Origin of the sequence: Bacteroides sp. LFL-34 (assembly GCF_027257075.1) — a bacterium.
GTDB classification, from domain to species: Bacteria; Bacteroidota; Bacteroidia; order Bacteroidales; family Bacteroidaceae; genus Bacteroides; species Bacteroides ovatus.
The window spans coordinates 25,367-32,346 of record NZ_JAPQKZ010000058.1 but is presented as its reverse complement, the minus strand read 5'-3'; the positions used below and the strand labels follow the sequence as shown (position 1 = coordinate 32,346).

Here is a 6,980-nt window from a genome sequence, read left to right as displayed (position 1 = left end):
AACGAAAAACTTTATACCTAAAGATACGAAAACTTTGGGTAATAACAAAGCCCGGGCTTGAGAAAGTCTGGGCTTTGCGCATAAAAAAAGGCTGTGTCAGCGTTTTGACACAACCTCATTCAAAGTGTTACTTGAGGTTCCTGGCGAACCTCTTTTTCTTTATTTTCCTTATTTATTAGATAAAACATTATTTTTATAATATACTGAAATACAATAAATTATTTATCACACAAAGAAAATAGAATAAAATAAGATAAAAGTTTGTAGTACCAATGTAGTACCAAATCAAAAAGAATCTCTATCTTTGTAGTACCAACTTATAAAAGTAAAAATATGGGTGCAACATTCATTTTGAGAACTGACAAAAGCGAAGGATATGCAACCTTATACGCTCGCATACAAAACAGGGTTCCAAAGATTAACATTCGAGTATCTACCGGATTAGAGGTTGATATAAAAGAGTGGAACAAATCTTTAACAGGAGCCAAAGCTCTAACAGCTTTCAGGACAGGCAAAGGAAAAGAACTTTACCTTAAACTAGACGCTATTTCATCAACGATTGACGCACTAATAAAAAATGGTGTAGCCATAACTTCCGACATGGCTAAAGAGCGTATACATGAAATAGTATATGCTGAACAGATAGCAGCCGAGAAAGAACGAGCAGAAGCCGAAGCTAAAGCCCTAGAAGAAGAACAGGCTACCAACTTCAACGACTTCATAGCACAATTCATTCACGAATGTGAAACCGGAAAACGGAAAAAGAAAGGAGGAACCACAAATATATCTCTTGGAACAATCAAGAGCTACAAAGGCTTTCAATCCCAGTTTAAAGCGTATCAGGAAACAAGGCTAAAGGTTATTGATTTTGAGGACCTGACAATAGAGTTTTATAATGACTTCCGATCATTCCTCACAGATAAGGAATATTCCCCTAATACTATCGCTCGGATGGTGAAGATATGCAAAACGATATGTTATGCAGCCGAGCAGCTTAAACTTATGGATGCGGCAAACGTCCGGTTTGGTTTTGATGTAATCTATAAAGATGTTGATAATGTCTATTTGACTGAAGAACGAATACAGGAACTTTATGAGTACGATTTGTCCAACCGTCCGGCATGGGAAAAGATAAAAGATGTGTTTGTTGTCGGTTGCCTGACCGGGCAACGTGTAAGTGATTATAAGCGCATCAATGCAAAGATGATTGTTACCCTTACCGATGGCAATAAGTACATCAAACTTAAACAGGAAAAGACCGGAAATATCGTTTATATTCCTCTTGATTATCGTGTTGCAACTATCCTTGACAAATATAACGGTACACTTCCCAAAGTCTACGACCAAAAGATAAACGACCATATTAAAGAGATTGGCGAAGCTTTAGGATGGACGGAAATAGTAGAGTTTGACGAACAACGGGGAGCGATGGAGTATACCGCTAAAAAACGTTTCTGCGACCTTCTTAAAACTCATACCTGCCGGAGAAGTTTAGCAACCAATATGTATAAAGCCGGGGCTTCATTAAGTTCTATAATGGCTATCACCGGACACAGCAGCGAGCAGCAACTAAAAACATATCTTAAACTGGATGAATCAGAAAAGAGTATGCTAGCAGCAAAAGAAGATTATTTCACGAAATTACGAATAGCTAAATGAGAATGTGACATTTTAACACCCTCATGAAGCAACAAAAAAATGATTGTTTATTAAAAGTTATGTAAAAATGGAAAATATACGAGCCTTTTATTACGATTTCAGAAACAAACTAATACAGATAAAAATAGATTCAGATATCAGTCCATTAAAGGATTATCAAACTAAATCATATGATATTTATTCAAGCCGCATTATTGATTATGATTTAATGCATAAATCATTAGATAATATAACCAATAAATTATTGAATTTACATTGTAGAGAGGATAGATATATATATGCTAAGCTTCTGATAAACAACAACAATGCTCATAAAACAGTCATTGAAGAACTTATAGACGATAGTTTTAACGACAAAATTGTATTAGGTATTGATTCAGGAATTTATTATATAAAATCAGAAAATGATATCTCTATTGAACTAAAAAACGAAGATTATGAGAATAAACGTTTATCCCATTTTTACAAGGAAGAACTTATTCCGTTTGAAAATATCCTTTTTAATACCCTTTATGATTTCGGTCTTAATATTGAATCTGTAGGTATACAAAGGGAACGTTCAGAAGTTGACCTGACTGATATTATAAAATCCGAAATAGGAAATAGCCCAACTAGAAGTAGGCAATTTACGACTAAAAGACAAACAATGGCAATTGTTGAATTATTATCCAAGTTAGGAATTAACACAGGAAATGTTGATAAAACAGCCATAGCTGGATTTATCCAATTTTTAACAGGTAAACAATCTGAATCACTTCCGCAAAATACAACTGCATATAAGTTGATTGAAAGGAAAGATCCTGATTCTGAAAAAGAAAAAAACAGCTTTAATAATGATTGTGATTTTGTTGCTTCATATTTTGAAAGTGTGGGGCTGATTTCTTTGGCAGATAAAATAAAAAGAGGAAAAGTTTAAGATTCTACTCTAATTTAGGATATGGTTAGGATATCCTAAGCAATAAAACGCAAACAAACTTTGCTCCGTAATCAAAAACGAAAGGTTATGGAGCAATTTATTTCTACCCCTAATTCAATACTTATTCAAGGCGCAACAATGAGTGACCTTGAAAGTATGTTGAGCCGCTTACTTGACAAGAAGTTGGCTGATATAATAGATTCTACTCTCAAAGTAGACGTAAGTCCCAAAGACGGACTTTACAAACGTAAAGTAGCAGCAGAAAAGCTACAAATCTCCCTTGTTACTTTAGATAACTGGACTAAGTTGGGGATTATTAACGCCCGAAAAGTTGGTTCACGTGTATATTACACTGATAGTGATATTAATAACGCCTTGAAAAAGGTATCTAAATCCTAAAGACATGGGAAAGTTAGACATTAACATTACCCAGACGCAACAGATCGTTATGGGCTTCATCTCCCCTATTATTGACGAAATAGTAGACAGAGTATCAGAGAGAGTATTAGCCGCATCAAAGAAAGAACCAAAATTCTACACTCGAAAAGAAGCCGCTGAAATCCTTCATGTCACCTTACCAACATTGGCAAGGATAACAAAAGACGGACTTCTTATCTCCAAGCGTGTAGGTAGTAGAATCCTTTATGAAGCAGACGCTATTGATGAGGCTGTAAAAAAACAGGTCGTATTCAAATATCGGAGGGCATGACTATGAAAGAAAAGAAAAAAGCAGCCTCCACAACTGCCAATCCCCTTAATGACAGGAGCAAAGATAATCATTCCTCACGAATCATCCAACAGGTACGATCTATTTTCTTATCTGGCCGGAAGGTAACAGCAAAAGAAATCAACGCTGAAACAAATTCGAATGATGCCAGACGTGTAATCTCCACCCTCCGCAATGATGAAGGCTGGGATATTAAAGACGTTCGTCTGGACGATAGAAGAAAACTATATTGGTTAGAGCCGGATAAACGGCAAATGTCTATTGATTGGGAGGATGCCTATGGAAAGTAAAAGACAAAGAGATACGTTTATTTTCTATCGCAGTTTCAAAGAGAGCATGAGCGATTTATCGGACGCTGATAAGTTGATTATGTATGAAGCGATAACAGATTACAGCCTCGACATGAAAGAGCCCGAATTAACCGGATTTCCCAAAGCCTTATTTTCGTTAATACGTCCTTTTCTTGACGCTAATACACAACGTTGGAAAAATGGTTGTAAAGGTGGTGCTCCCAAAGGGAATAAAAACAACCGCTTTTCAAAAAGTACAACCGAAGTACAACCGGAAGTTAACCAGAGTACAACCGAAGTACAAGCTAATAAGGATAAGAATGTAAATAAGGATAAGAATAAGGATATTAATAAAGAAAGTACTATCGTATCAAAGAAAGACGAGCTTTCTTTATCATCTCCATCCGAAGAATTTATAAAATTCAATCAATGGCTAGATAAACATTGTCCTTTCGTACTGAAGGTAAAAACGCAAATGACAGAACCGGAATATCAAAAGCTTCTTGCCAAATACACCAAGAAAGAAATTTGCGATGTCCTTGAAAGCTTGAACAACTGGAAAGACTTTCCCAAGAAACGGACTAATGTATATCGTAGCACATTAGACGAATTGAAGAAGAAATTCGGAGAACGATAATTTTAAACTGTTACAACTATGGCAAAGACAGAGAAAATCTTGATAGACAATATATGCCCGCTGCATGATTTGGAATGTGAGAAGGCAGTGTTAGGCACATTAACCAGTCCTGTATTATCCAATGGGGAGATACCGGAGAATCTGACGGAAGATTGTTTCTATGACGAATTTAACCGCAACATATTCCGGGCTATTCTTACAATTATATCCCGTGGAGATCATCCCGAACCAATCGCAATAAAAGGGTGTCTTGATAAAATGGGAATATCTTTCAATGTGGCCGAATTATTAAAACACCTGGATGGCATGACGCTTGATTTCAATCAATACGTAAACCGCTTGTTTGATTTGAGTGTACATCGCAAATTCAGGGAGATAGGTTTGTTTCTTCTGAAACATTCCGCCTCGGAAGAGGAAGATATTGAACAGGTGCAAACAAAAGCCGTCGAATCCCTATCTGGTATGTTCCGGCAATCTTCGGACAACATATACACGCTAAAGGATGGTTTGACAGGAGTACACCAACAAGTGAACCGCAATCTTTCCGGTCAGACATCATTAACCGGAACGCCTACCGGATTCGATCAGTTTGATAGAAGATCAGGAGGATTGCAAAAATCCGATTTGATAATCATTGCGGCAGAGCAAAGCATGGGTAAAACATCCCTGTTAATGTCTATTTTGCGGTTTGCGGCACTTTCAGGTACAAAGAGCATAATCTATTCAATGGAAATGAGAAAAGAGCAAATTGCGTCCCGTTTGGCTTCTATTGAAAGCGGAGTACCGGCAAATCAAATCATGTACTCTCAATTAACAAGCTCCCAGTTAGAAAGCTTTGATAAAGGGTTGGCTAGATTGCTTCATCTTCCGATATATTTCGACGATAACAGTACCAGCAATATAGACAGTATAATAAACTCTATCCGGTACATGAAACGGAAGTATGATATAGACGGTGCGGCTGTTGACTATTTGCAGATTCTCAATGTAAACATGAAGGGAGCCAATAAGGAGCAACAGATGGGCGACGTGGCACGACGCTTGAAAAATCTAGCAAAAGAGCTTGATATCTGGATTATCGCATTATCGCAACTCAACAGAGACAAAGATAACCCGGTTCCCTCTATAGCCCGGTTGAGAGATAGCGGACAAATAGCAGAAGCCGCAGATATGGTTATGTTGATTTATCGTCCGGAAGTGAAAGGCAAATCATACCCAGGAGAGTTTTCCCATGTAGACACCAAAAGTACGGCAATGATAGATGTTGCCAAAGGCCGAAACATCGGGATAATGAAGTTCATTTGCAAGTTCGATGCTCCGACCACTCACTTTTACGACTTACAGGATATACCTATTTCGGCAAATGTTGAACCTGATCCCTTCTAGCTATGGAAATAGAAACAATCTACGGGCAAGTGATAGCGAAAGCAAACAACTATCAAGCCGTACCGGGCAAAGACGGCCAGAAACGGATCATCAAAAACGACCGGATCAGGGAGTATGAGAAATCCTTCTGCCTACAATGCAAGAAGTATCGAGGGAAACGCATTTCCGGTCGTTTCAAGCTATTTATTCGTGTTTGGCATGGGAATATTCGCTTCGACCTGGATAATGCTCTAAAAACGATCCTTGATTGCTTGCAAATGGTTGAGGCTATTACAAACGACAGCCTATGTTTTGAGATTCATGCGGAGAAACGGATAGACCGACGGAATCCGAGAGTAGAGTTTGGTATGGAAGAGATAAACGAGCAAAAAAATATATTCAGCCCAAATAAGACGAACCATACCATTTTTACCTGCTAGATAAGCAAGAGTATAAAAAAGAATAGATTATTATTTTCGTTCACCTAAAAATGAGCGAGAGCAACATTTAAAAGTTATGGAAGCAATTAAAGAATTAGGAAAAGAGTTCATTAAGAACAAAGAGCGATTTATCCAAATCGGATATAATCCCCAAACTGAAGTTTACTTATACAAACGTATATTCCCAGGAGGAGCAATCATTTATGAAGTGTTTAAACGCAAGATAAATAAACGGTTTAACTGTGTTAGCTATCCCGGTAACAATGCCTTTGGTTATTGGGCTTTGACATTCCCCAAATATGAGCAAGCGAGATATTATTTAGATAATGGGTTTATAAAACCTTCGTAGGCTAATTTTAAAAAGAACCATTCAAGTAAACGCCCATCAAGCGAGGAAAAGTATTACCGGATAGGTGTTTGTCTAATCGTTGCAAAAGAATTAGAGAACAAATATTTTATTAACCAATTTAATTTTTTAAGTCATGAAACAAGAAACATTTTTCGGAGTAAGAAAAGATAGTGAAAAACATCTTTATGTGAGAAGAGGTGATAACAACGAGGTCCTTATCACTAAAACAGTAAACGGGGAATCCATAACAGAAGAGAACACCGTACACCTAAATGCGGAAGAAGCCCGTAAACTAGGGATTCAGTTGCTAAAATTAGGTAGTGAAGAACTGCCAAAATCTGGAATAGACCTTAAAACCGAATCTTTCGTGGACAAAATCACGGTATACAGAGGAATAAACCCGGACGAAACACCGGCCAACCTCGCAGTTATCACCATTGATGAAAGCGACGAGGCCAGACAAATAAGGGAAGATAGCGGAGAGGAACCCGGCTTTTCCATTGAAGGGGAAGAACTGGAAAAACTCATTTCCGCACTGGCAAAGATTGTATAACCGATACCGGGTAGGTCTGCTTCGGATGGTCTACCCGGTATAAA

10 protein-coding genes are annotated in these 6,980 nt (G+C 37.7%); all 10 read left to right on the top strand.

All coding sequences use genetic code 11. The annotated features are described in order from the left end of the window. Nucleotides 1-333 precede the first annotated feature (333 nt). Complete coding sequence (locus N5O98_RS23930; RefSeq protein WP_118161585.1) at nt 334-1,659, top strand: tyrosine-type recombinase/integrase; 1,326 nt, start codon at nt 334-336, stop codon at nt 1,657-1,659. A 67-nt stretch (nt 1,660-1,726) separates the two neighbouring features. Beyond that, complete coding sequence (locus tag N5O98_RS23925) at nt 1,727-2,575, top strand: hypothetical protein (RefSeq protein ID WP_061447842.1); 849 nt, start codon at nt 1,727-1,729, stop codon at nt 2,573-2,575. An 87-nt stretch (nt 2,576-2,662) separates the two neighbouring features. Beyond that, nucleotides 2,663-2,974 carry a hypothetical protein gene (locus tag N5O98_RS23920; RefSeq protein ID WP_061447841.1) on the top strand — a complete coding sequence of 104 codons (312 nt, stop codon included), beginning with the start codon at nt 2,663-2,665 and terminating at the stop codon, nt 2,972-2,974. 4 nt (nt 2,975-2,978) lie between these two features. Further along, complete coding sequence (locus N5O98_RS23915; protein WP_061447840.1) at nt 2,979-3,284, top strand: helix-turn-helix domain-containing protein; 306 nt, start codon at nt 2,979-2,981, stop codon at nt 3,282-3,284. Next, on the top strand, nt 3,281-3,592 hold the full coding sequence (locus tag N5O98_RS23910) for a hypothetical protein (protein ID WP_061447839.1): 312 nt from the start codon (nt 3,281-3,283) through the stop codon (nt 3,590-3,592). The genes N5O98_RS23915 and N5O98_RS23910 overlap by 4 nt, the downstream gene beginning before the upstream one ends. Then, entirely contained in the window at nt 3,582-4,229 is a 648-nt protein-coding gene (locus tag N5O98_RS23905; protein ID WP_224262630.1) for a DUF6291 domain-containing protein, read from the top strand. The genes N5O98_RS23910 and N5O98_RS23905 overlap by 11 nt, the downstream gene beginning before the upstream one ends. An 18-nt stretch (nt 4,230-4,247) precedes the next feature. Continuing rightward, nucleotides 4,248-5,615, top strand: a complete 1,368-nt coding sequence (locus N5O98_RS23900; protein WP_061447837.1) for a replicative DNA helicase — start codon at nt 4,248-4,250, stop codon at nt 5,613-5,615. Nucleotides 5,616-5,617: 2 nt separating this feature from the next. Further along, entirely contained in the window at nt 5,618-6,034 is a 417-nt protein-coding gene (locus tag N5O98_RS23895) for a RusA family crossover junction endodeoxyribonuclease (protein WP_118161584.1), read from the top strand. A gap of 76 nt (nt 6,035-6,110) precedes the next feature. Beyond that, a complete protein-coding gene (locus N5O98_RS23890; RefSeq protein WP_061447835.1) occupies nt 6,111-6,383 on the top strand; it encodes a hypothetical protein in 273 nt (90 codons plus the stop codon). 133 nt (nt 6,384-6,516) lie between these two features. Then, nucleotides 6,517-6,936, top strand: a complete 420-nt coding sequence (locus N5O98_RS23885) for a hypothetical protein (RefSeq protein ID WP_061447834.1) — start codon at nt 6,517-6,519, stop codon at nt 6,934-6,936. Nucleotides 6,937-6,980: the final 44 nt, after the last annotated feature.

Bases quoted from the DNA above. Each gene is read 5' to 3' on its own strand.
- N5O98_RS23930 (WP_118161585.1), top strand. From the start codon at position 334: ATGGGTGCAACATTCATTTTGAGAACTGACAAAAGCGAAGGATATGCA.
- N5O98_RS23925 (WP_061447842.1), top strand. From the start codon at position 1,727: ATGGAAAATATACGAGCCTTTTATTACGATTTCAGAAACAAACTAATA.
- N5O98_RS23920 (WP_061447841.1), top strand. From the start codon at position 2,663: ATGGAGCAATTTATTTCTACCCCTAATTCAATACTTATTCAAGGCGCA.
- N5O98_RS23915 (WP_061447840.1), top strand. From the start codon at position 2,979: ATGGGAAAGTTAGACATTAACATTACCCAGACGCAACAGATCGTTATG.
- N5O98_RS23910 (WP_061447839.1), top strand. From the start codon at position 3,281: ATGACTATGAAAGAAAAGAAAAAAGCAGCCTCCACAACTGCCAATCCC.
- N5O98_RS23905 (WP_224262630.1), top strand. From the start codon at position 3,582: ATGGAAAGTAAAAGACAAAGAGATACGTTTATTTTCTATCGCAGTTTC.
- N5O98_RS23900 (WP_061447837.1), top strand. From the start codon at position 4,248: ATGGCAAAGACAGAGAAAATCTTGATAGACAATATATGCCCGCTGCAT.
- N5O98_RS23895 (WP_118161584.1), top strand. From the start codon at position 5,618: ATGGAAATAGAAACAATCTACGGGCAAGTGATAGCGAAAGCAAACAAC.
- N5O98_RS23890 (WP_061447835.1), top strand. From the start codon at position 6,111: ATGGAAGCAATTAAAGAATTAGGAAAAGAGTTCATTAAGAACAAAGAG.
- N5O98_RS23885 (WP_061447834.1), top strand. From the start codon at position 6,517: ATGAAACAAGAAACATTTTTCGGAGTAAGAAAAGATAGTGAAAAACAT.